Origin of the sequence: Bradyrhizobium guangxiense, assembly GCF_004114915.1 — a bacterium.
GTDB classification, from domain to species: Bacteria; Pseudomonadota; Alphaproteobacteria; order Rhizobiales; family Xanthobacteraceae; genus Bradyrhizobium; species Bradyrhizobium guangxiense.
Window position 1 is genome coordinate 4019878 of sequence record NZ_CP022219.1, and the last position, 21387, is coordinate 4041264.

At 64.7% G+C, this 21387-nt stretch carries 22 protein-coding genes and 1 tRNA gene; 5 read left to right on the plus strand and 18 right to left on the minus strand.

What is annotated here, in order from left to right; translation table 11 throughout:
* Positions 1-208: 208 nt before the first annotated feature.
* Positions 209-1267, minus strand: a complete 1059-nt coding sequence (locus X268_RS19220) for a phosphotransferase family protein (protein WP_128926375.1) — start codon at positions 1265-1267, stop codon at positions 209-211.
* 140 nt (positions 1268-1407) lie between these two features.
* Positions 1408-2643 carry an acyl-CoA dehydrogenase family protein gene (locus X268_RS19225; RefSeq protein WP_128926376.1) on the minus strand — a complete coding sequence of 412 codons (1236 nt, stop codon included), beginning with the start codon at positions 2641-2643 and terminating at the stop codon, positions 1408-1410.
* A gap of 310 nt (positions 2644-2953) precedes the next feature.
* On the opposite strand from X268_RS19225, the gene X268_RS19230 reads away from it, so the two are divergent.
* Entirely contained in the window at positions 2954-3616 is a 663-nt protein-coding gene (locus X268_RS19230) for a TetR/AcrR family transcriptional regulator (protein ID WP_128926377.1), read from the plus strand.
* Positions 3617-3686: 70 nt separating this feature from the next.
* Here X268_RS19230 and X268_RS19235 read toward each other — a convergent pair whose 3' ends face one another.
* The 10 genes from X268_RS19235 to X268_RS19275 form a co-directional block, all read right to left on the minus strand.
* The gene (locus X268_RS19235; RefSeq protein WP_128926378.1) at positions 3687-4079 is read right to left on the minus strand and encodes a RidA family protein; all 393 of its coding nucleotides are present in this window, start codon (positions 4077-4079) and stop codon (positions 3687-3689) included.
* A gap of 92 nt (positions 4080-4171) precedes the next feature.
* A complete protein-coding gene (locus X268_RS19240) occupies positions 4172-4387 on the minus strand; it encodes a hypothetical protein (RefSeq protein ID WP_128926379.1) in 216 nt (71 codons plus the stop codon).
* A gap of 171 nt (positions 4388-4558) precedes the next feature.
* Complete coding sequence (locus X268_RS19245; protein ID WP_128926380.1) at positions 4559-5434, minus strand: beta-keto acid cleavage family enzyme; 876 nt, start codon at positions 5432-5434, stop codon at positions 4559-4561.
* Positions 5435-5542: 108 nt separating this feature from the next.
* Entirely contained in the window at positions 5543-6772 is a 1230-nt protein-coding gene (locus tag X268_RS19250; RefSeq protein WP_128926381.1) for a CaiB/BaiF CoA transferase family protein, read from the minus strand.
* Positions 6773-6964: 192 nt separating this feature from the next.
* Entirely contained in the window at positions 6965-8167 is a 1203-nt protein-coding gene (locus tag X268_RS19255; protein WP_128926382.1) for an MFS transporter, read from the minus strand.
* Positions 8168-8367: 200 nt separating this feature from the next.
* Positions 8368-8538, minus strand: a complete 171-nt coding sequence (locus X268_RS39525; protein ID WP_018322208.1) for a hypothetical protein — start codon at positions 8536-8538, stop codon at positions 8368-8370.
* A 25-nt stretch (positions 8539-8563) separates the two neighbouring features.
* Complete coding sequence (locus tag X268_RS19260; protein ID WP_128926383.1) at positions 8564-8779, minus strand: hypothetical protein; 216 nt, start codon at positions 8777-8779, stop codon at positions 8564-8566.
* Between the two features lie 73 nt (positions 8780-8852).
* On the minus strand, positions 8853-10190 hold the full coding sequence (locus tag X268_RS19265; RefSeq protein WP_128926384.1) for a PQQ-dependent sugar dehydrogenase: 1338 nt from the start codon (positions 10188-10190) through the stop codon (positions 8853-8855).
* A complete protein-coding gene (locus X268_RS19270) occupies positions 10187-10639 on the minus strand; it encodes a DUF2231 domain-containing protein (RefSeq protein ID WP_128926385.1) in 453 nt (150 codons plus the stop codon). Before X268_RS19270 ends, X268_RS19265 begins: the two co-directional genes overlap by 4 nt.
* Before the next feature lie 120 nt (positions 10640-10759).
* On the minus strand, positions 10760-11422 hold the full coding sequence (locus tag X268_RS19275) for a hypothetical protein (RefSeq protein ID WP_128926386.1): 663 nt from the start codon (positions 11420-11422) through the stop codon (positions 10760-10762).
* A 251-nt stretch (positions 11423-11673) separates the two neighbouring features.
* On the opposite strand from X268_RS19275, the gene X268_RS40045 reads away from it, so the two are divergent.
* On the plus strand, positions 11674-12219 hold the full coding sequence (locus X268_RS40045; RefSeq protein ID WP_245477553.1) for a DUF7684 family protein: 546 nt from the start codon (positions 11674-11676) through the stop codon (positions 12217-12219).
* 279 nt (positions 12220-12498) lie between these two features.
* Here the strand turns inward: X268_RS40045 and X268_RS19290 are convergent.
* Together X268_RS19290 and X268_RS19295 are read right to left on the minus strand one after the other, a co-directional pair.
* Positions 12499-12572: transfer RNA gene (locus X268_RS19290), tRNA-Gly, on the minus strand.
* A 327-nt stretch (positions 12573-12899) separates the two neighbouring features.
* Positions 12900-15302, minus strand: coding sequence for an ATP-binding protein (locus tag X268_RS19295; RefSeq protein ID WP_128926387.1), 2403 nt, complete (start codon positions 15300-15302; stop codon positions 12900-12902).
* 331 nt (positions 15303-15633) lie between these two features.
* Here X268_RS19295 and X268_RS19300 point away from each other — a divergent pair, with 331 nt between their 5' ends.
* Complete coding sequence (locus X268_RS19300) at positions 15634-16347, plus strand: substrate-binding periplasmic protein (RefSeq protein WP_164937812.1); 714 nt, start codon at positions 15634-15636, stop codon at positions 16345-16347.
* Positions 16348-16357: 10 nt separating this feature from the next.
* Here the strand turns inward: X268_RS19300 and X268_RS19305 are convergent, their stop codons facing one another.
* Both X268_RS19305 and X268_RS19310 read right to left on the minus strand, forming a co-directional pair.
* Positions 16358-16561, minus strand: coding sequence for a hypothetical protein (locus X268_RS19305; protein ID WP_128926388.1), 204 nt, complete (start codon positions 16559-16561; stop codon positions 16358-16360).
* A gap of 27 nt (positions 16562-16588) precedes the next feature.
* Positions 16589-16774, minus strand: coding sequence for a hypothetical protein (locus tag X268_RS19310; RefSeq protein ID WP_128926389.1), 186 nt, complete (start codon positions 16772-16774; stop codon positions 16589-16591).
* A gap of 202 nt (positions 16775-16976) precedes the next feature.
* Here X268_RS19310 and X268_RS19315 point away from each other — a divergent pair, with 202 nt between their 5' ends.
* On the plus strand, positions 16977-17357 hold the full coding sequence (locus X268_RS19315; protein ID WP_128926390.1) for a YciI family protein: 381 nt from the start codon (positions 16977-16979) through the stop codon (positions 17355-17357).
* 1 nt (position 17358) lies between these two features.
* Here X268_RS19315 and X268_RS19320 read toward each other — a convergent pair whose 3' ends face one another.
* On the minus strand, positions 17359-17949 hold the full coding sequence (locus tag X268_RS19320; protein ID WP_128926391.1) for a TMEM175 family protein: 591 nt from the start codon (positions 17947-17949) through the stop codon (positions 17359-17361).
* Positions 17950-18076: 127 nt separating this feature from the next.
* On the opposite strand from X268_RS19320, the gene X268_RS19325 reads away from it, so the two are divergent.
* Positions 18077-20134, plus strand: a complete 2058-nt coding sequence (locus X268_RS19325) for an ATP-dependent helicase (RefSeq protein ID WP_128926392.1) — start codon at positions 18077-18079, stop codon at positions 20132-20134.
* Here the strand turns inward: X268_RS19325 and X268_RS19330 are convergent, their stop codons facing one another.
* Positions 20135-21382: a metal-dependent hydrolase family protein gene (locus tag X268_RS19330; protein WP_128926393.1), complete on the minus strand. Its 1248-nt coding sequence runs from the start codon at positions 21380-21382 to the stop codon at positions 20135-20137.
* Between the last annotated feature and the right edge of the window lie 5 nt (positions 21383-21387).

Below are 21387 nucleotides of genomic sequence, written 5' to 3' on the forward strand. Positions count from 1 at the left end.
AAGAGGCGACAGAATGAACTCGCCTCACCACGGCTGTCATGCCCCGGCTTGACCGGGGCATCCAGTACGCCGCGGCCTCTCAGTTCAAATACTAGCGTCTCTGGAATACTGGATTGCCCGCCTTCGCGGGCAATGACTTCCGAGGGTAAAGACACGACGTCACACCAAAACAAAAAAGGCGCGGCCATCGACCGCGCCTTCGTTGTCACTACACCGCTCCCGCCTTCTGCGCGTATTCCCATGAGGCCTGCGACAGCGGCACGGTGCGCTTGGCGGATTCGAGCGCCTTGGCATTAGCGGCGGTGCCATCGCGGATGCGGCCGGCGATGCCTTGGGTGATGCCCGCGAGGCGGAACAGATTGTAGGAGAAGTACCAGTTGAGGTCTGGCACGCTCATCCTGGTGACGTTGCAGTAGATCTGCGCGGCCTCTTCCAGGCTCGGGATGTTGAGCGCCTTGAGGTCGACGCCCTGCAGGCCCGGCATGATCCACTGCATCAATAGGTAGGTGAAGTCGGCCATGGGATCGCCGAGCGTCGACAGCTCCCAATCCAGCACGGCCTGCACGCGCGGTTCCGTCGCGTGGAAAATCATGTTGTCGAGGCGATAGTCGCCATGGACGATCGAGACGCGCGCCTGCTCCGGCACGGTCTTGGGCAGCCATTCGGCGACCTTCTCGAACTCAGGGATGTGCTGCGTCTCGGACGCCCGATACTGCTTGGTCCAGCGGTCGATCTGGCGCGCGAAATAATTGCCGGGCTTGCCGAAGTCGCCGAGGCCGATCGCGGTGGGATCGTACATGTGCAGCTTCGCCAGCGTCTCGATCTTGCTGGTGAAGATCTTGCGCCGCGCATCGTTGTCCTGGCTCGGCAGCGTCGGATCCCAGAACACCCGGCCCTCCTCCATCGACATGATGTAGAAGGCCGCGCCGATCACGCTGTCGTCCTGGCACAGCGCGTAGGCGCGCGCGACGGGAAAACCCTGCTTGCCGAGCGCTGCGATCACCCGGTATTCGCGATCGACGGCGTGGGCCGACGGCAGCAATTTGCCGAACGGCTTGCGCCGCATCACGTAGGAACGGTTCGGCGTATTCAGGCGATAGGTCGGATTGGACTGGCCACCCTTGAACTGGAGCACGACCAGTGGCCCCTCGAAACCTTCGACGTTCTCGCGCATCCAGGCTTCCAGGCGCAGCTCGTCGAAACGATGCCGCTCCTCGACCGGCTTGGTGCCCGAGAACTCTTCGTCTTTCCTGACGCCGTCAGCCACGATGACGCTCCCTCTTCAGTCCTGACCTTTTCAGGTCGAGCATGATCCTAATCGGTAACCGCTGACGCACTTGCGTCAAGCGGTCACCGCATCATGCCCTGTCGTTTCTTCAGATCGGGAGCGCCTCCCGGCTCTCCCTGTTAATGACTGGGAGAGTTTGCATACTTCCGAACCTCAAGTCTGGCAATGGCGCGGTTGTGCACCTCGTCCGGACCGTCGGCGAGACGGAGCGTGCGGATGTGGGCGTAGTCCTTGGCAAGGCCCGCCTCGTCAGAGACGCCGGCACCGCCGAAAGCCTGGATCGCCTCATCGATGATCTTCAGCGCCATGTTGGGCGCGGCGACCTTGATCATGGCGATCTCGGCCTGCGCCGTCTTGTTTCCGACCTTGTCCATCATATCGGCGGCCTTGAGGCACAGCAGGCGCGTCATGTCGATGTTGGTGCGGGCCTCGCCGATGCGCTGCTCCCACACCGAATGCTCGACGATCTTCTTGCCGAAGGCGGTGCGCGAGGACAGCCGCTTCACCATCTTCTCCAGCGCCTCCTCGGCCTTGCCGATGGTACGCATGCAGTGATGGATACGACCAGGGCCGAGACGGCCCTGCGCGATCTCGAAGCCGCGGCCCTCGCCGAGCAGGATGTTCTCCTTGGGCACGCGGACGTTCTCGAGCAGAACCTGCGCGTGGCCGTGCGGCGCGTCGTCGAAACCGAACACCGGAAGCATCTTCTCGACCTTGATGCCGGGCGTGTCGAGCGGAACCAGGATCTGCGACTGCTGCTGGTGCTTGGCCGCCTTGAAATCGGTCTTGCCCATCAGGATCGCGATCTTGCAGCGGGGATCGCCGACGCCCGACGACCACCATTTGCGGCCGTTGATGACGTAGTGATCGCCGTCGCGCTCGATGCGGGTCTCGATGTTGGTGGCGTCCGACGAGGCGACTGCGGGTTCCGTCATCAAGAAGGCCGAGCGGATCTCGCCGTCCATCAGCGGACGCAGCCATTTGCGCTTCTGCTCCTTGCTGCCGTAGCGGATGAACACTTCCATGTTGCCGGTGTCGGGCGCGGAACAGTTGAACACTTCCGAGGCCCAGGTGATGCGGCCCATCTCTTCCGACAGCAGCGCGTATTCGAGGTTGGTCAATCCCGCGCCATGGAATTCGTCATCCTCATGCTCGGACGGCGGCATGAACATGTTCCAGAGGCCTTCGGCCTTCGCCTTCTTCTTGAGGTCCTCCAGGATCGGGATCACCTTCCAGCGCTCGCCGCTGTGATCCTGCTGGTCGTAGATCGGCACCGCCGGGCGCACGTGCTTGGCCATGAAGGACCGCACGCGGTCGAGCCATTCCTTCTGCTTGGGGGACAGATCGAAATCCATGGGACGCTCCTCGTCTCTCTCTCGCTGGTCGTTTTGCGCCGGACTGTCCTCCCGCATGACGCGGCCCGCAAGCGCGAATATGCGTCTTGCGGGGCTGCCCGAGCCGGCTCGCGAGTTGCGAACGAGTCTCGATTGCGGATTGACTTTCTCCGGCCTTCAAACGATAGTTTCATACAAGTGTTTGAATTGCAACTCCCTCGCTCACGACGTCATTCCGGGGCAGCCCACAGGGCTGAACCCGGAATCCCGAGATGTGGCGCGAGATTCCGGGTTCTCGCTTCGCGAGCCCCGGAATGACGGGATGAAGGCCATGGCCAGCGATCATACGAGGTCTGCCATTCTTGCCGCCGCGGAACGGCTCTATGCCGATCGCGGCTTCGGCGACGTGACGCTGCGCGACATCGTCGCGGAGGCAGGCGTCAACCTCGCCGCAGTGAACTATCATTTCGGCTCGAAGGACGAACTGATCGCGGAACTGTTTGTCACCCGGTCGATCGCGACCAACCGCGAGCGCCTGCGCGAGCTCAAGGCGGCGGAAGAGCAAGGCGGCGGCCGCGCGCCGATCGAGGTGATCTTACGCGCGCTGGTCGGGCCGACGCTGCGCGGGTGCCTCGGCCCTGAGAACCAGCGCTCGACCGCGGCGCGCTTCATGATCCGCGCCTCGATCGAATCCGTGCCGCCGATCCGGCGCATCAAGAACCGCGAGATCGACCATCTGCGCAAATTCGCCGGTGCGATGCGCCGCGCCCTGCCAGAGCGCAGCGAGGTCGATATCTACTGGGGCCTCAATTTCGCGCTCGCGATGGCGCACCACACCATCCGCGAGAGCGAGCGGCTGACCAAGCTGTCGGAAGGCAAATGCGATCTCGACGACGTCGAGGACGTCGTCGCGCGCGTGGTCAGCGTGGCGACGATGGCGCTGACAGCCGGAAAGGCGGAGACGAAGGCACCGTCGAAAGTGGCGGCGCGGTAAGACACTGCGAAAGCCACAGCGACGATCCGCTCCCTCGCCCCGCTTGCGGGGAGAGGCGAAGGGACACCCCTCACATCATCGCGATACAGTCGATCTCGACGTCGAAGGGGCCGAACCATTCCGGCGTACAGACGAAGATCCGCGCCGGCGGATCGACCGGGAAATAGCGCGCATAGATTGCGTTGAACGCAGCGAAGTGCCTGGTCGAGGTGCAGTAGACGTTGCACTTCATGACGTTGTCGAGGGAGGCGCCGGCCGTCTCGAGGCACAGCTTCATCTGCTCCATGACGAGCTCGCTCTGCCGCTCGATCGGGGCGGAGGCGATCTCGCCCGTCTCGGGATCGAACGGCGGCAGACCGGCGACGAAGATCATGTTGCCGGCGCGCGTGACCGGCGAGGTCGGCGCCTTCCAGCGATCGAGGAACGTCGAGATCGGTTCGACGCGGAGCGCTTCGCGTTTCATGTGGCCACCCTTCGGTTCGAGCGAAAGTGACGCCTGACTACACCATCTTGCAGCCGGCATGCTTCGCTTCTGACCGAAGTGTGGTCGGCGGGTCAGACCCGCTGCGGCATCTCCTCGGCCTCTTCCTTGGCGAGCAGCAGCAACATCTCGATGCCCATCTCGCCTTCCTGCGGCGAGCGGATGAACTTGATTTCGTCGGAGCTTTGCCGCAGCGCGGCAATGATGGCGACGGCCTGATTGGCGGTCGCCGCCTCGGTTGCCAGAATGGACTTCTGGTTCTTGGTCTGGAACCCGATCGTGTAGGACATTCATTCCCCTCCCGCGTTCAAGTGGAGAGATCGAATCAGAGTCGCGCGCAGAGGGGAAGCCTGTGCGACTACGGACCGGGTTTAGTTGGGGATTGCGCACAAGCTCTACGCAAGGTCGCGCGAGCGCCACGTTGTCGTCACCGATCTATGCTTGGCAATCCGGCGCAGTCGTTACGCCAGCCCGAGCAGTTCCCGGGCGTCCTGCGCGCTCGCAACGCTCGCGCCCAGGCTTTTCAGGATGGAGGCGGCGTGCGCAACCAGCTCGGCATTGGTCTTCGCCAGCACGCCCTTGGACATATAGAGATTGTCCTCCATGCCGACGCGGACGTGGCCGCCGAGCAGATAGGCTTGCGCCACCATCGGGAATTCGGCGCGGCCGATGCCGAAGCCGGACCAGATCGCGCCTGATGGCAGCAAGCTGCGAGCGTAGAACATCGTCTCGGGCGTGGCCGAGAAGCCGTACTTCACCCCGAGCACGAGGGAGAACAGGCCCGGCCCCTTCAGCGTGCCCTCGGCGAACAGGTCGCGCGCCAGATGGCAGTCGCCGCTATCGAACAGCTCGATCTCCGGCAGCACGCCGGCTGCCTTCATGCGCTCGGCCATGATGCGGACGTTGCGCGGCGTGTTGATCACGACCTCGCCGCCGGAATTCATGGTGTTGAGATCCAGAGTGCAGATATCGGGCTTGAGCAGCTCGATATGCTCGACGCGCTTCTCGGGCTGGAGCAGCGTGGTGCCGGGACCGGCGACGCGAGGATCCTCGATCGAGGGCACGAAGCGCCCGCCGGGGCCGGTCGTGAGGTTGATGACGAGGCTCTTGTTGCGGGCGCGGATGCGCTCCATCACGTCGCGGTAGAGATCGATCTCCATGGACGGACGACCGGTCTTGGGATCGCGCACATGGATGTGGGCGATCGCCGCGCCGGCTTCGGCCGCTTCCAGCGCAGAGGTTGCGATCTGCTCGGGCGTGATGGGCAGATACGGCGACTGCTCGGGCTTGGTCAGGTTGCCCGTGATGGCGCAGGTGATGATGGTTTTGGTGGTCATTGAGGCTACTCCGACATCGCAAGCTTGCTTACGTTAGATGAATCCGCCGCCGCAGAGTAGCTGCGCCGCCTCGCCCCTCTTGCCGGGGCGAGGCGGAGGAAGAAAATGCTAGACGATCCCCTGCTTCTTCAACTCCTCGATTTTCGCCGCATCATAGCCGAGCTTGCCGCCAAGCACCTCCTGAGTGTGCTCGCCGAGCAGCGGCGGGGCGCGATATTCGGTGATGGGGGTGCCCGAGAGGGTCAGCGCGTTGCGGATCAGGGAGAGCTCGGGCTCGAACTTGTGCTGCGTCTTTACCCGCATGCCGCGCGACTGGACGTGCGGATCGGAGAACCCCTGCTCGAAATTGTTGATCGGGCCCGAGGGCACGCCGGCCTCTTCCAGCTTTTCCAGCCAGTAGGCCACCGGCTTCTTCAGGAACAGGCCGGCGAAGATCGCCATGATCTCCTTGCCGTGCACGACGCGGTCGTTGTTCCTAAGGAAGCGCGGATCGCTTGCCAGCTCCGGCTCACCGAGCACCGCGCAAGTGCGCTGGAACTGGCCGTCATTGCCGACCACCAGCATCAGCTCGCCGTCGGTGCAGCGGAACACGCCGGCTGGCATGCCGCCATTGCCCCAGGTGCCGCGCCGCGGCGGGGTCTTGCCGTTGACGAGATAGATCTGCAGCCAGTGCGACAGTGACGCGATCACGGTGTCGAACAGGCAGACGTCGATGTGCTGGCCCTGCCCGTCATTGGCGTCGCGATGATAGAGCGCCGAGAGGATGCCGATCGAGGTGTTCATGCCGGTCATGTAGTCGACGATGGAGGGGCCGACCTTCATCGGGCCCTCGCCCGGCTCGCCGTCCATATGGCCGGTGACGCTCATCAGGCCGCCCATCGCCTGCAGGATGGCGTCATAGCCGGCGCGCGGCGCGTAGGGTCCGGTCTGGCCGAAGCCGGTCACCGAGCAATAGATGATGCCGGGATTGATCGCCTTGATCGTCTCATAATCGAGGCCGTAGCGCTTGAGGTCGCCGACCTTGTAGTTCTCCATGAAGACGTCGGCGTCCTTGGCGAGCTCGCGGATGATCGCCTGCCCTTCCGGCTTGGCGATGTTCACCGTGACCGACTTCTTGTTGCGGTTGGCGCAGAGATAGAACGAATTGTTGTTGTTGGCCTTGCCTTCGGGGTCGGTCAAATAAGGCGGTCCGAACGCGCGCGCGTCGTCGCCGGTGCCCGGCCGCTCGATCTTGATCACCTCCGCGCCGAGATCGCCCAGCATCTGGGCCGACAGGGGCCCGGCCAGCACGCGGGTGAGGTCAAGGATCTTGATGCCTGAGAGCGGCAGGGCCGACATGTCGATTTCCTCCGGGGAACTGATCTTGGCGCCGATTTGGCTTGGCCGCTCGAAGCGGCTCGCGCTCCTTGCCGATACACCATTTTGGCGCGCTGGAGCACTGCACTGGCGGCATACGGCTATCTCCCGCCGGGGCACGGAGGCCATTGCCATCAGCAACTTTCCGCGCCGCGAATATATTGCCTCGTCGGGTCAGGTCACCGCCGCCGCCACCCGCGGCCGCCGCCGGCCAAGCAGGACCAGGATCAGCACCGTCGCGCAGGAGAACACCAGCGTGAGGCCGAGTGCACCGCGGCTACCGAATTCGGTGAGCAGGCCGACGAGGAGCGGCGGCGAGATCGCGGAGGCCAGGTTGAGCGGCAGCGCGATCATCGACATCGCCTTGGCGAACTCGGCCTGGTCGTAGAACACCAGCGGGATGGTGGCCCGCGCCACCGCCATCGCGCCGCTGCCGGCGCCATAGAGCAGGATGAAGACCGCGACAGCCCAGGTCGCGCCCTCGCTCATCATCAGCAGCAGCATCGCCACGGGCAGCGCCGTGCCCGCGACGAGCCCGGTCGTGATCCCGTCCCAGCGCCCGCCGCCGAGAAGATCCAGCCCGCGCGCGCTGACCTGGATCACGCCCAGCATCGAGCCGAAGAGCAGTGCCTGCGCCGGCGCAAGCCCCTCCGCCCTCAAGAGCTCGATTAGAATGGCGCTGATGCCGAAATTGACGAAGGCGTTCAGCGTGATCGCGGCGACGACGAGGCCGAATGTGCTTCTTGGAATCGCAGGCGGCGGCGACGACTTGACCGGCGCGCCGGCATCATCGCTCGCGATCTTGCGGCGCGGCGCGAGGAACGCGTAGAGCGGGAGGCTGACGAGGAGCATCATCGCGGCATAGACGAGGCACGTCCCGCGCCAGCCGAGGTGGCCGCTCAGGAACGAGGTCGTCGGCCAGAAGATGCTGCTGGACAGGCCCGTCACCAGCATCAGGGCTCCGATGGCGTTCTTGGCCTGCCGCCCGGCGATTTCGTTCAGCATGATATAGGCGCCGGTGGAGAGCGTTGCGCTGCCGGCGATGCCGAGAACGATCCACGCGGCGAAATAGAGCATCGGCTCGCGCGCGAGAGACAGCAGCACGAAGCCCGGCGCGGTAACCACCGTGCCGACCATCATGACGGTCCGTGCGCCATGCCGCGCGAACGACTTGGCGAGCCACGGCGCGCACAGGCCCATCGCGACATAGAGAACGGATGTCCCGGCGAACACCGCCGGCAGGCTCATGCCGAGATCGGCGGCGAGATCGCGCCCGACGATGGCAGGAAGCCCGATCGTGCCCCATCCGACCAGTTGCGTGATGGCGAGCACCAGCAGGACGCCGATCAGCCTGCTGTCAGATTTCAAGAAGCGCATTCCAGACGTTCGCCTGCCCTGCCGGGCGCAGATCGCGCCGACGCGGCCAGTCTTAGCTGGAGACTCAGTTTACGGGCATGTCGGTTCCGAATGGCACCGCAGCGCCAGCCGCAGAGCGGCGTCCGATCAGGGCTCTTTCCGGCGGATTGAACGGCCGCACGAAATCCGCGGGCTCACGGCCGGGATGGCGCCGAGTCAATTCACGCCGTATGGCCGGGATCGACGTGCTTCGGGGTCTTCTTGTCGCGCTGCGGCGTCATCTTGGCCGGATCAGGCGCACCGGGCACACCGCGAGGACCCAGCTGCTCGCGCTGGATGTCGTCTTCGGAGCGGGATGGCTCGACACCGTTGGGCTCGCGGGGCTTGGTCATCGCGGCTTCCTTCTCATGCGTTGTCTTACGCGTTGTCTTGGACGCCGAGCGCGTTGCCCCCAGTCTCGCGGCCGGGCACGCTGACCTGGACTTCGTGTCCCTCACGCAGCGCGAGGGACGCCGCGGCGACTGCGGACTCGAACGCAGCTTCCTTGGTGGCATAGGTGTTCTTGACGTCGCCGTCGTGCAGTACGCCCCATTCGTCCTGCACCGGCACGATGGCATATTGAGCAAGGCCCATGGTCCAACTCCTGGCTTTGAGTTTCAGAATCTTGGCTTTCAGAAACCGTCTGCCAGATAACGCGCCGGCGGGCTCAACGTTGCGTCAGTTGCGGATGCGCGGCGGTGACGCGCCACACCGTGTTGCCGCTGTCGTCTGCAACCAGCAGCGCGCCTGATTTGTCGATGGCGACGCCGACGGGGCGGCCGCGGGCCTGATTGTCGCCGTTGAGGAAGCCCGTCACGACGTCCTGGGCCGGTCCGCTCGGCTTGCCCTCCGCGAACGGCACGAACACCACCTTGTAACCGTTCAGCCCCTGCCTGTTCCAGCTGCCATGCTCGCCGACGAAGGCGCCGCCGCGATAAGCGGCCGGCAGACCGGAGCCGGTGTTGAAGGCCAGTCCGAGCGGGGCGACATGCGAGCTCAGCGCATAGTCCGGCACGATCGCCCTGGCGACGAGATCCGGCCGCTGCGGCTTGACGCGGGGATCGACATGCTGGCCGTAATAGCTGTAGGGCCAGCCGTAGAAGCCGCCGTCCTTCACCGATGTCATGTAATCGGGCACGAGATCTGGACCGAGCTCGTCCCGTTCGTTCACCACCGTCCACAGCGCGCCGGTCTGCGGCTCGAAGCTGAGCCCGTTGGGATTGCGCAGGCCGCTTGCGAACACGCGCCAGCGGCCGTTGGCGCGATCGACCTCAAGGATGGCGGCGCGATTGTGCTCGGCCTCCAGGCCGTTCTCGGTGATGTTGCTGTTGGAGCCGACGCCGGCATAGAGCTTCGAGCCGTCGGGGCTGGCGACCAGGCTCTTGGTCCAGTGATGGTTGATCGGCCCGCCCGGCAGCGGCGTCAACACCGTGCCCGGCGCAGTGATCTTGGTATCGCCTTCCGTGTAGGGATATCTGACGATGGCGTCAGTGTTGGCGACATAGAGATCGTTGCCGACCAACGCGACGCCGAACGGCGAGTTGAGATGATCGAGGAAGACGCTTTGCGTCTCCGGCACGCCGTCGCCATTGCTATCGCGCAGCAGCGTGATGCGGTTACCCGGTCCGGTGTCGTCGCCGCCTGAGGTCGCCCAGGACTCGATATATCCCATGACGATCTCCTTGGGCCGCTTGATCGCGGCTCCCTTCGGCGCCTTGGATTCCACCACCAGCACGTCACCGTTGGGCAGCACGTAGAGGAAGCGCGGATGCTGCAGGCCGGTCGCAAAGACCTTGACCTGCAAACCATCAGCCACCGTCGGCGTCTCGTCCTTCTTCCAGCCGACAACGCGCGCGATGTGCACGGGCGGCAGCAGATATTGCTGGATTTCCGGGAGCTTGGGGTTGGCGCCGATTTGTGCCTTGGGATCGCCGCTGCCGTCGTCGCAAGCGGCAAGAGACAGCAGCGAGGCGCACAGCAACGCGCGGGCAATCTTCGACATCATCGCGCAACTCCCACGCCGTGGCGATAGACCATGGCCCAGCCGAGCCAGCCGGTGACGGGCAGGATCAGTACGGTCATGACGGAGAGAACGAGCCCCGTCGGCCACACCGAGGTCCAGGCGTCGCGGGTGTGGATCAAGGCGTTGACGATGGCGAGGATCAGCGCCAGGGCATTGCCGACCAGATGCGGCCAGGCTGGCGTTTGCGCCCGCACCAGGCGATTGCCGAGGAAGTCGATCAGGCCCGCGATCGCCGCCAGCACGCCGAAGACGACGCCGACGAGCAGAAGCCAGGCGGAAAAATCCGCCCACATGATCTCGGCGCTGGCGATATAGGCGATATCGGTCAGCAGCGCCCCGACGAAGCACGCGATCGGAATCGGCACCAGCATCGGATGGATCGGATGACCCGCGATCTCAGCGGTGGTAGGAACGCGTGCGTCGTGTTGCACGGTTGGCCTCGTGTGACTTTCGCCCAGCCCGACCGGCCAACTCGTGCGCGGTGTGATGGTTCCAAGAAGCTCCGCGTTACCCGTTCTGACGCGCAGATTGCACTCATCACAGCGGCGACTTCAGCGGTCTCGGTGACCGCGACCGCCGAAGAGGCGCGTCAAGCCCAGCCTTTCGCGAACCTCGTCATCCTCGATCGCTTGATCCAGGGGCGCATCCTTGCCGGCCTCGAAATCTTCCGCGATCGTCTCGAGCGCCCGAAACGCATCCCCGGCGCTCGATGCCGTCTCGATGTGCGCAATCGACTGACCGTTGACCATGAGATCGGCCTCGCCCCAAGGCATGGTCTCGATCTCCAGGCGGTCGCCGCCGGCCTTTGCGATGAAGTGCTGGACCGTGGATTTGGAGGTCGGCAAGGAGAGATCCGGCGTCCAGTCGATCGGCTTGTCGCTCATGTCGTACTCTTCCCGAAGTTGCGAGCAATGGATAGACGATCGGGCGCGCGGGACATTGACCTGGATCAGGCCCGGCGCGGCCGGGCCCGTCCCTGCTGGCACTGTTAACGTGCTCGATGCATTGCGTTCGGGAGACCGAATGAACTTGATCTTGTCGGTGGGTGATTTCGTCAACGCCAGCGTGACGCACAGCGGCTCACGGGCAGCGAGCTGTCCGCCGCCGTTCAGCCGGGCAAGACACAGGCGCGGCCGGCACTGAGGATTGGAGCGGGTGAAGGGAATCGAACCCTCGTATTCAGCTTGGAAGACTTCTCCCAGCACCATCAGCAAACTTCACTAAACGCAATTTATGTAGCAATTTTAGCATGTTAGATCACAAACCCATTTCACCCCACTTCACAGAAAAACAGCCCGGTTATCGGAATTTTGCGCCCTATTTGCGCCCTAAAATATGGGCCCCGGCGGCATCTGCAGGATCATTTCTCGGGAAGTGTCAACCTACACGTAGCTCGGGTTGACGATTGAGGTGGCATGCTGGTTCCTGCAATCTCAAAGAACGGCGCGTTTCAACTGAGGCAGGTATGGTCGAACTGACGCATGAGATTTGGGTGCAGGTCGACGACTCAGGCCAGCAGTTGCCGAGCTGTTGCCTTGCCGGCCCCCATGGGGACGATTTTCGTAAACTCTTGGGACCAGGCGCCCGTCTAATCCACACGTTCAAGGCTGGAAGCCACTACGAAGCAATGACAATCTATTATCGGTTCTTGAGGCAAGGACCGTACACCACCGAGCATCCGTGGGACATGCAGCCCTATCCGCGGCATTGGGTTGAAAGAGGTCGTTATGCCGCGAAGATCATCCTGCACTCCCCACTCGGAAATCCTGGCCAACTGGAGTCCTTCGTTGAGGCATGCCTGGCTGACGGAGTCCGCTTGATTGCAGTCGTCGGCGACGACGCGGAAAACGTGGAAGAGCTTATCGATGAGATTGTTGTGGGAGATGGATCGGATGAGCGCCGGTTCATCGCCACGACATCGCATCGTAACGAGTCACTCGAAGAAGTCTTGAATTTCGCGTCCCTTTACGACGCAGGACACCGCGCACAAGTTGAACAGGTGCGTTTCTAACGCACTCGATCTTTTGGCGGCGTGGATTGGCAGCAAAATTCGGCGAAGTGACGCGCAAGTTCTGCCGTGACGAATGAAAGAACACTCAGCGCGGTGCAGATGATTTTTCAGGCTGATGCCTAGAGCACGCAGAGTCTGAAATACTCGGTGCATCAAGAGCATGGAGAAATGTGCGCCCAATTTGCGCCCTAAGAATCGTCAAATCAGAAATTGGGTTGTTGGCGTGATTCAGCGAACCGTCTAACGAATTGATTCTGCAGGGGGGAAATAGAGAAGAGTTGGAGCGGGTGAAGGGAATCGAACCCTCGTATTCAGCTTGGAAGGCTGCTGCTCTACCATTGAGCTACACCCGCGTTACGGGCTCCCTAACACGGCCGGGCGGCGGTCTCAACTGCCAGGACGCCGCTTTGCGGCGTCGTCCCCGGCCTTGCCGACCGCGCCGGTTCCTCCGGACCCGCCGCCCCTTAACAGTGGCGGCAATGCCGCCTATATTGAGGTCTTCCGAAACCAACGAAAGGAGGTGATCCAGTGTCTTTTACCAAGCGCTGTCACCTCGCTGGGATCGCCCGCTGAGCTTTGAATAAGGGCTTGGCATCGGGGCGCTCTCAGCTCTGGACCAGCGAGCACGAAATCGGGCGCGACGGGGCCTTCCCGCCGCGCCTTTTCGTCGGTCGCGCGACTCAGGCCGGCGGCTCGCCGGCAAGCACCTCGCGAATCTTCTGCGACAGCTCCGACTTCCGGTAGGGTTTTCCGAGCAGGGCCACACCGGGATCCAGATGCCCTTCATGAACGATGGCGTCATCGCTATAGCCCGAGGTGTAAAGCACCTTCACGCCGGGCCGGCGGAGGCGCACGGCCTCCGCCAACTCCCGCCCGTTCATGCCGCCGGGCATGATGATGTCCGTGAACAGGAGGTCGAATTTGGCGCCCTGGTCGACCAGCGCCAATGCCGATGCGCCGTCGCCGGCCACAAGTGTGCGATAGCCGAGGCTGCCGAGCTGGGCGATGACATAGCCCTGCACCAGCGGATCATCCTCGACCACGAGGATCACCTCGTGCCCGCGTGCCGTGGCGAGCGCCTGAACCGGCGCCGTCCTGGCCGGCGCCTCGCCCATCGACCGCGGCAGGAACAGGCGGATCACCGTGCCACGCCCCTCCTCGCTCTCGATGGCGACGGTGCCGCCGGACTGCTTGGCAAAGCCGTAGACCATGCTGAGCCCGAGCCCGGTGCCGCGACCGACGCCCTTGGTGGTGAAGAACGGCTCGAACACGCGCTCGCGGATGTCGGGTGGAATGCCGTGACCGGTGTCGCTGACCGCAACCATCACGAAGGCGCCGCGCACGGCGCCATCGCCGCTCGTGCCGTCGAGCTCCCGGTTTGCAGTTTCGAGGACGAGCCTGCCGCCGCCCGGCATCGCGTCACGCGCATTGACGGCGAGGTTGACGATCGCGGAGGAGAGCTGCGACGGATCTGCCATTGCGGACCAGGCGTCGTCGGCGAGCCGGGTCTCGATCGCGATGTGCTCGCCGAGGGTCGGCTTGAGCAGCTTCGCGGTCTCGATCACGAGGGCGTTGACGTCGATCTCGCGCGGCTCCAGCGGCTGGCGACGCGCGAAGGTCAGGAGCTGCGAGGTAATCTCCGCGCCACGGGCAGCCGCATCGTCGATCAGTTGCGCGATCGCGGCGAGCTCGGGCTTGTCCGCAAGCCCGTCCCGGATGATCTCGATGGTGCCGGTGATGACCGTGAGCACATTGTTGAAATCGTGCGCGACGCCACCCGTGAGCTGGCCGATCGCGTCCATCTTCTGGGATTGACGTAAGCGCTCCTCGGTTTCGTGCTGCGCGGTGAGGTCAGTCGCGGAGCCGCGGTAGCCCAGGAAGCGTCCGTCGGCGTCGAAAACCGGCTGGCCGTTGACGCTGAAATGATGCATCCGCCCGCGCGCATCGCGCCCGCGATATTCGAATTTGCGGAACGGCTCGTGGCGGTCGAGCGTCGCCAGATGCGCGCGCCATTTCTCCGACTCAGTCTCGCGGTCAAGCGCAGTATCGATACGACGCGTGCCGATCCGCACGTGGGGATCCATACCGAAGGCAATCACCCGGTCAGAGAGGTAGGTAAACTTATGATCCGGCCCGGTCTCCCAGAACCAGTCGGACGCGGTCTCGGCATAGTCGCGGAAACGCTGTTCGCTCGCCCGCGCGTCCGCTTCGGCGCGCCGCCGGATGGTCAGGTCACGCTCGAGATTGGCATTGGCTTCGCGCAGCTCGCCATAGGCTCGCTCGAGGGTTGCGCACATAGCGTTGAAGGCGTCGATCACCTTGTCCAACTCGTCGGCGTCGTAAGGCGGCCGGCGCTCCAGGCGCAAAGGCGGTGGCGGCCGCGCCAGATTGTACTTGCTGACGAACTCGGCGATGGCGACCAGATGTCGCGTCACCAGCAGATGGACCATGTAGATGATGAACAAGGAGACGAGAAACGTCTTCGCGGCCTGGCTCGCCAGAATGACCACGGCCCGGTTCAGCAGATGCTGATAGACGTCGGTCAGCGTGGCCTCGACGTGGAGCACGCCGATCCCGCGTGCGCTCCCCTGCACGCCGTAGGTCAAGGGATAGTCGCGCATCACGACCGAGCGGGTGCCGGGCTCGCCGACTGCAAGACGGATCGGATTGGGACGATCGGCAATCTCGCGCACCTCGGCGGCGCGGATGTCGGGCAGCCGCAGGATGCCGTCGAGCTGGAGCTTGAGCTGGTTCTGGTCGAGATTCCACAGGCTCTCGCCGAGGCTGCCGGTCGTGCTGCGGCCGATCTCGTCGAGTCGCGTCTCGATCAGACCGACCTCGCGATCGTAGTCGAGATAGAGCTGGAGCGCGGTCAGCGTCAGCGTAACGACCGAAGAGAACAGCAGCACGGCCGCGAGCAGCCGCGGTCCGACGCCGCTGCGCGACCAGTTGAAGAGCCGCGACGGCAGCGATGCGATCATCGAAGGCGCAAGCGGGGCGCCGATGCCAGTCAGACCCGGCTTCGCAGCCGCCGGCGCGATGGCGCGGCTGCGCTTGGCGTCCTCGTCACCTGCGTTGGCCATGCACCACGTCCCCGAAATGGCGGCTCTCTGCTCCGGTCCACCGGTTGCAGTTTCGAGCAGTCCAAGGTTGAGACGCCTGCCTCGTCACCCGATGCGCGCAATCACCCTGTCGGCCCGGGAAGCGGCTCGAGGTCGGCGGGTCATGTCTTGCGCGCAACGGCAGGATTTCTGCGCAAGCTAGCACTGCGCGTGTTAGAATGACATCGGTGAAAGTCCGGAATGGCTCGCATGGCGGGCGGTAACGGTTGCCGGCGCGCAAGTGCCAACTTGCGGTAGATCGCGCGGGCGTCCGAATCCAGTGGTAGCAATGCGCGGCCGAAGGAGGCGCCTGATGTGGCGGCTAGTCGTCGCCTGCCTGTCGTTGCTCGCAGCCGGTCCGTTGCAGGCACAGGACGTGATCCGGCTGGCGCGCATCGCCGACATCCCCGATCAATATGTCGGCGGCGAGATGCTGCGAGCCGTCTATGCCAAGCTGAACATCAGGCTGGAATTCGAGGACGTCCCTGGCAAGCGCGCGCTCGCGCTGTCGAGCGCCGGCGAGGTCGACGGCGAGATCCAGCGGATCGGCGCGCTCTCGCGCGATTACCCGACACTGATCCAGATCACGCCGGCGATCAACTACATCGAGCCCACGGTGTTCGCGACCAAGCTCCGGTTCGACGTCGCCGGCTGGGACTCGATCAAGGATTACAGCATCGGCATCGTCCGCGGCGTCGGCTCCTCGGAAGCAGGCACGCGCGGCATGGCCCGCGTGACCGCGACCAGCAGCCTCGACAACATGGTCAGGATGCTCGACGCCGACCGTTTCGACGTGATGGTGACCGACCTCTTCAGCGGTCTTGCCGCGGTGAGGAAGCTCAATCTGCAGGCCAGGATCTACCCGCTTTCGCCGCCGCTCGAGCGGATCCACATCTACCACTACCTGCATGAACGCCACCGCGATCTGGCGCCGAAGGTGGGAAAGGCGATCGCCCAGATGGAGGCGAGCGGCGAACTGGCGGCGCTGCGCGAGGTGCTGGTCAAGCAAGTCCTGAGCGCGCCGTGAGAGCCACGCGTCAGCTCGCGCGAAGCCGCTCGCGCAAGGCTACGGCGGCGATCAAGATGCCGACACACCAGGCCATGACTGCGCGGTGCGGCTCCCCACCGAGGAGCACGGTGAAAATGCTCGCGAGCAGGCACGGCGCGATGGCCTTGCTGTTGCGGCTCACGAGCGAGACGAGAAACGGCATCGCCGCGATCGATATCTGCAGGACGTCCATGGTGGAAAGACGGTCGCGTCAGAGGATTCAGAAGCCGAGAATGTTGAGCACGCGCGGGCGCTTGCCGCGCCGGCTCTCCACGATCCGCTCGCCGACGTTCTCGGCCGAGCTGCCGTAATAGCGATGATGGCCGGCCTGATCGTGCAGGTCGGCCGGCTCCGACCGTCCCGCCCGACGCGCGTCGCAGATGATCTTGATGGTGTGACCCGACATAGCCGCCTCCAGCAAAAGCCTTGTTGTTTGTGGTCATCAGTCGCAATCGCTTCCGGCGGCGTTCACGCAGCCAGGCCGCAATCGCGTTTCAGGACGGTTTCGTGGCGGCACGACCACGCAATATTTTATGCGTGGGGATTGTCGGCACGGCCGCCCGTGCTACGTCCTTGGGGTCTGTGCGAAAAAAAACGACGAGGTGACGATGCTGTACGCCATCCTGGCCTATCACGTGGAAGAGGAGCTCCTGTCCTGGACGCCGGAGCAGGATGCCGCGGTCGTAGCCAAGGTCATCGAGGTTCAGGCGCCCTTGCGGGCAAGCGGACAGTTTGGGCCGGCTGCCCGTCTGGATGAGACCCGAAAGGCCCGCACCTTGCGTGGCCCGGGCGCGGGCATGGTGCTGGACGGGCCGTTTGCCGAGACCAAGGAGCAGCTTCTGGGCTTCCACCTGATGGAATGCGCCAGCGAGGACGAGGCGATCGCGGCGGCGCGGAAGCTGCGTGCGGTCAATCCGACGGCGGTCTACGAAATCCGCCCGGTCAAGCTTTACGTGCCAGCCGATGGGTTCGGCGCGACAGCGGGGTGAGCTAGGCGTCCGGCGCGGTCCGTGCAGTGTAGAAGCGCTGGATCACGATTCCGCCGAACGCGACGAACCACAAGAAGGGCGCGACGCGCGGGGCGAACGCCGCAACGATCGTGCCCGGGATGAACACCAGCAGCGGAAACAGCGCGGCCATGATCTCATGGCGCCAACCGCCCAGGATCGTCCACCACAGCCAGGCATTGAGGCCGGCGATCGCCGACAGGTGCAGGCCGTAGAGCACCGCGACCGCGCTGCTCGTGGCGTAATTGGTGTAGAGGCCGTTGGTCACCGGCAGCAGCACGATCGAGAGCAGGAAGAACAGATTGAGGATCACCGCGCCGCGGCTGCCGACAGGCGGGCGCGCCAGCCGCCGGTGATGGCTGATCCAGAATACGCCGGCGATGATGAAGCTGAGCGCGAAGCCGGCGAGCCTGCCGGAATAGACATGGGCGAGGTCGCTCCAGTCCGGCGCGCTGGTGAAGACCGCCGCCTTGGGCAGGTCGTAGGCGAGAAGCGTCATGGCGACGCCGAAAATCGTGTTGCTGAGCGATTCCAGCCGCCGCATCTCGAACTGGTCGGGCTTGAGCTCGGTCATGCCGGGTGCACTTTTCGGGCTGGAACCTTCGGACCCTCTTTCCCCTAGGTCTTAACACCGGTTCCGTCCAGCCGCATTGCGATTCGCGCCGGGATCGCCGACTCTCACCCTTTCACCGGGGCGATTCGTGGCGACATATCTGGACACGCTCAATGCGGAGCAGCGCCGCGCCGTCGAGCATGGCGTGGCCGATGGCGCAACCGTGGGCGCCCCCCTGCTCGTCATTGCCGGCGCCGGGTCCGGCAAGACCAACACGCTGGCCCATCGCGTCGCGCATCTGATCGTCGCCGGTGCGGATCCGCGCCGCATCCTGCTGATGACGTTTTCGCGCCGCGCCGCGGCCGAGATGGCCGGCCGGGTCGAGCGGATCGCCCGCAAGGTGCTGGGGGAGAACAACGCCGCGATCATGCGCGACGCGCTCACCTGGGCCGGCACCTTCCACGGCATCGGCGCGCGGCTGCTGCGCGAATATGCCGAGCGGATCGGCGTCGATCCCGCCTTCACCATTCACGACCGCGAGGATTCCGCCGACCTGATGAACCTGGTCCGGCACGAGCGCGGACTGTCGAAGACCGAAAGCCGCTTTCCCGCCAAGGGCACCTGCCTGTCGATCTACTCGCGCTGCGTCAATGCCGAGATGGAGATCGAGAAGGTGCTCGGCCAACATTATCCCTGGTGTGCGGGATGGGCCGCCGAGCTGAAGGGCCTGTTCGCCGCTTACGTCGAGGCCAAGCAGGCCCAGCATGTGCTCGATTACGACGATTTGCTGCTGTACTGGTCGCAGATGATGAGCGACGCGCTGATCGCCGATGAGATCGGCAGCCGCTTCGATCACGTGCTGGTCGACGAATACCAGGACACCAACCGCCTGCAATCCTCGATCCTGCTGGCGCTGAAGCCGGACGGACGCGGGCTCACCGTGGTCGGCGACGACGCGCAGTCGATCTATTCGTTCCGCGCCGCCACCGTGCGCAACATCCTGGAGTTTCCGCAGAGCTTCTCGCCCCGCGCGGACATGATCACGCTCGACCGCAACTACCGCTCGACGCAAGCGGTGCTGGCAGCGGCCAACGGCGTCATTGGCCTCGCACGCGAGCGCTTCACCAAGAACCTGTGGACCGACCGCAGCTCGGGGCGGAAGCCGCAGCTCGTCACGGTGCACGACGAAGCCGATCAGGCGCGCTACATCGTCGAGGAAGTGCTGGCCAACCGCGAGCAAGGCGCGCTGCTCAAGCACCAGGCGGTGCTGTTCCGCACCTCCTCGCATTCCGGCCCGCTCGAGATCGAGCTGACCCGCCGTAACATCCCCTTCGTCAAGTTCGGCGGACTGAAATTCCTCGATGCCGCCCACGTCAAGGACATGCTGGCGCTGCTGCGCTTTGCCGAAAATCCGCGCGACCGGGTGGCCGGTTTCCGCATCCTGCATCTGTTGCCGGGCATTGGGCCTGCAACCGCGCAGCGCGTGCTCGACCAGATGGCAGAAAGCACCGATCCGCTTCATACGCTCGGCCAGCTTCCGGTGCCGGCGCGCACCGGCGCGGACTGGACCGACTTCGTCCGCACGGTCGGAAATCTGCGTTATTCGGAATGGCCTGTTGATCTCGAGCGCGTGCGGCTCTGGTACGAGCCGCATCTCGACCGCATCCACGAGGATTCCGAGACGCGCCGGGCCGATCTGATGCAGCTCGAGCAGATCGCGAGCGGCTATTCGTCGCGCGAAAAATTCCTGACCGAGCTCACGCTCGATCCTCCGGACGCGACCAGTGACAAATCAGGCCCGCCCTTGCGCGACGAGGACTATCTGATCCTCTCCACCATCCACTCCGCCAAGGGCCAGGAGTGGAAATCGGTGTTCGTGCTCAACGTCGTCGACGGATGCATGCCGTCCGACCTCGGCGCCGGCACCAGCGCCGAGCTCGAGGAGGAGCGCCGGCTGCTCTATGTCGCGATGACGCGCGCCAAGGACGATCTCCACCTCGTCGTTCCCCAGCGCTTCTTCACCCACGGCCAGGCCGCCAAGGGCGACCGCCACGTCTACGCCTCGCGCACCCGCTTCATTCCGGAGCAGCTGGTCTATCTGTTCGAGCGTACCGCCTGGCCGAAGTCCTCGGCGGGGGCGGCGCGATCCGCCGCGCAGGGGCCGAAGATCGACATCGGGGCCAAGATGCGCGGGATGTGGCGGTAGTTACGCGTCCAACCTGTCGAACTGAACCTTGCCCGCCTTCATCACCAGCGGGATATGCTCGCCCTGGCCGAGCAGGCAGGCGACATCGCGCAGCGGATTGCCGTCGACCACCAGCAGGTCCGCGAGTGCCTCTGGCGCGATCCGGCCGAGCTTGCCTTCCATGCCGAGCACCTCGGCGCCGATCACCGTGGCACTGGCGATCACGGCGCGCGAGCCGAGGATTTCGGCGCGGATGCGGAATTCGTCGCTCTGCAGGCGCTGCGACGGCCCGAGCAGATCGCTGCCAAAACCCATCTTCACGCCGGCGTCGCGATAGATCGCGAGCGAGCGCAGGCCGGCGTCGCGGACATCGGCGATCTTGGCGACGCTCTCCGGCGGCAGGCCGTATTGGGCGCCCTCGCTAGCCAGCGCCTCGTAGGTGACGAGCGTCGGCACCACATAGGCGCCCTGCTCGGCCATCAGCCGCGCGGTCGGCGCATCGACCAGATTGCCGTGCTCGATGGTGCGCACGCCGCAGCGAACCGCACGCTCGATAGCAGCTGCGGTGTAGGCATGGGCGAGCACATAGGTCTGGCGCCCGCGCGCCTCCTCGACGATGGCGCGGATCTCGTCCTCGGAATAGCCGAACGCGCCGACCGGGTCGGTCGGCGAGGCAACGCCGCCGGACGCCATGATCTTGATCTGGTCGGCGCCCATCTGCAGCTCCTCTCGCGCGGCCTTGCGCACGCCGTCGACACCGTCGGCGACGCGCGCAAGCGCGCCGACACGCACGCAGCACGGACACGGCGCATCGCTCGCGAGAAAGTCCGAGCGCGCCCGCATGTCGCCGTGCCCGCCGGTCTGGCTCAGCGCACGGCCGGAAACGAACAGCCTCGGACCGTCGGTGAGGCCGGTCTCGATGGCCTGCTTCAGCGCATGGCCGGCGCCGCCCGCATCGCGAACGGTGGTGAAGCCGCGCCGCAGCATGCCGCGCAACAGCAGCGTCGAGCGCAGCGTCACCAGCACGTTCGGCATGTGCACCTGCTGCGCCAGATTGAGCTCGACCGCGATCGCATGTACATGCAGGTCGATCAGGCCGGGCATCAGCGTCTTGCCCTTGAGGTCGATGGTGCGATCGGCGGCGACCTGGAGCGGCCGGTCCGAGACCTCCTTGATGACGTTGTCCTCGACCAGCACGTGATGGCCTTCCAGCAGATCCGGCTGAAGCGGATCGAGCAGCGCGGCATTCTTGAAGAGGGTGCTGGGCATGGTCG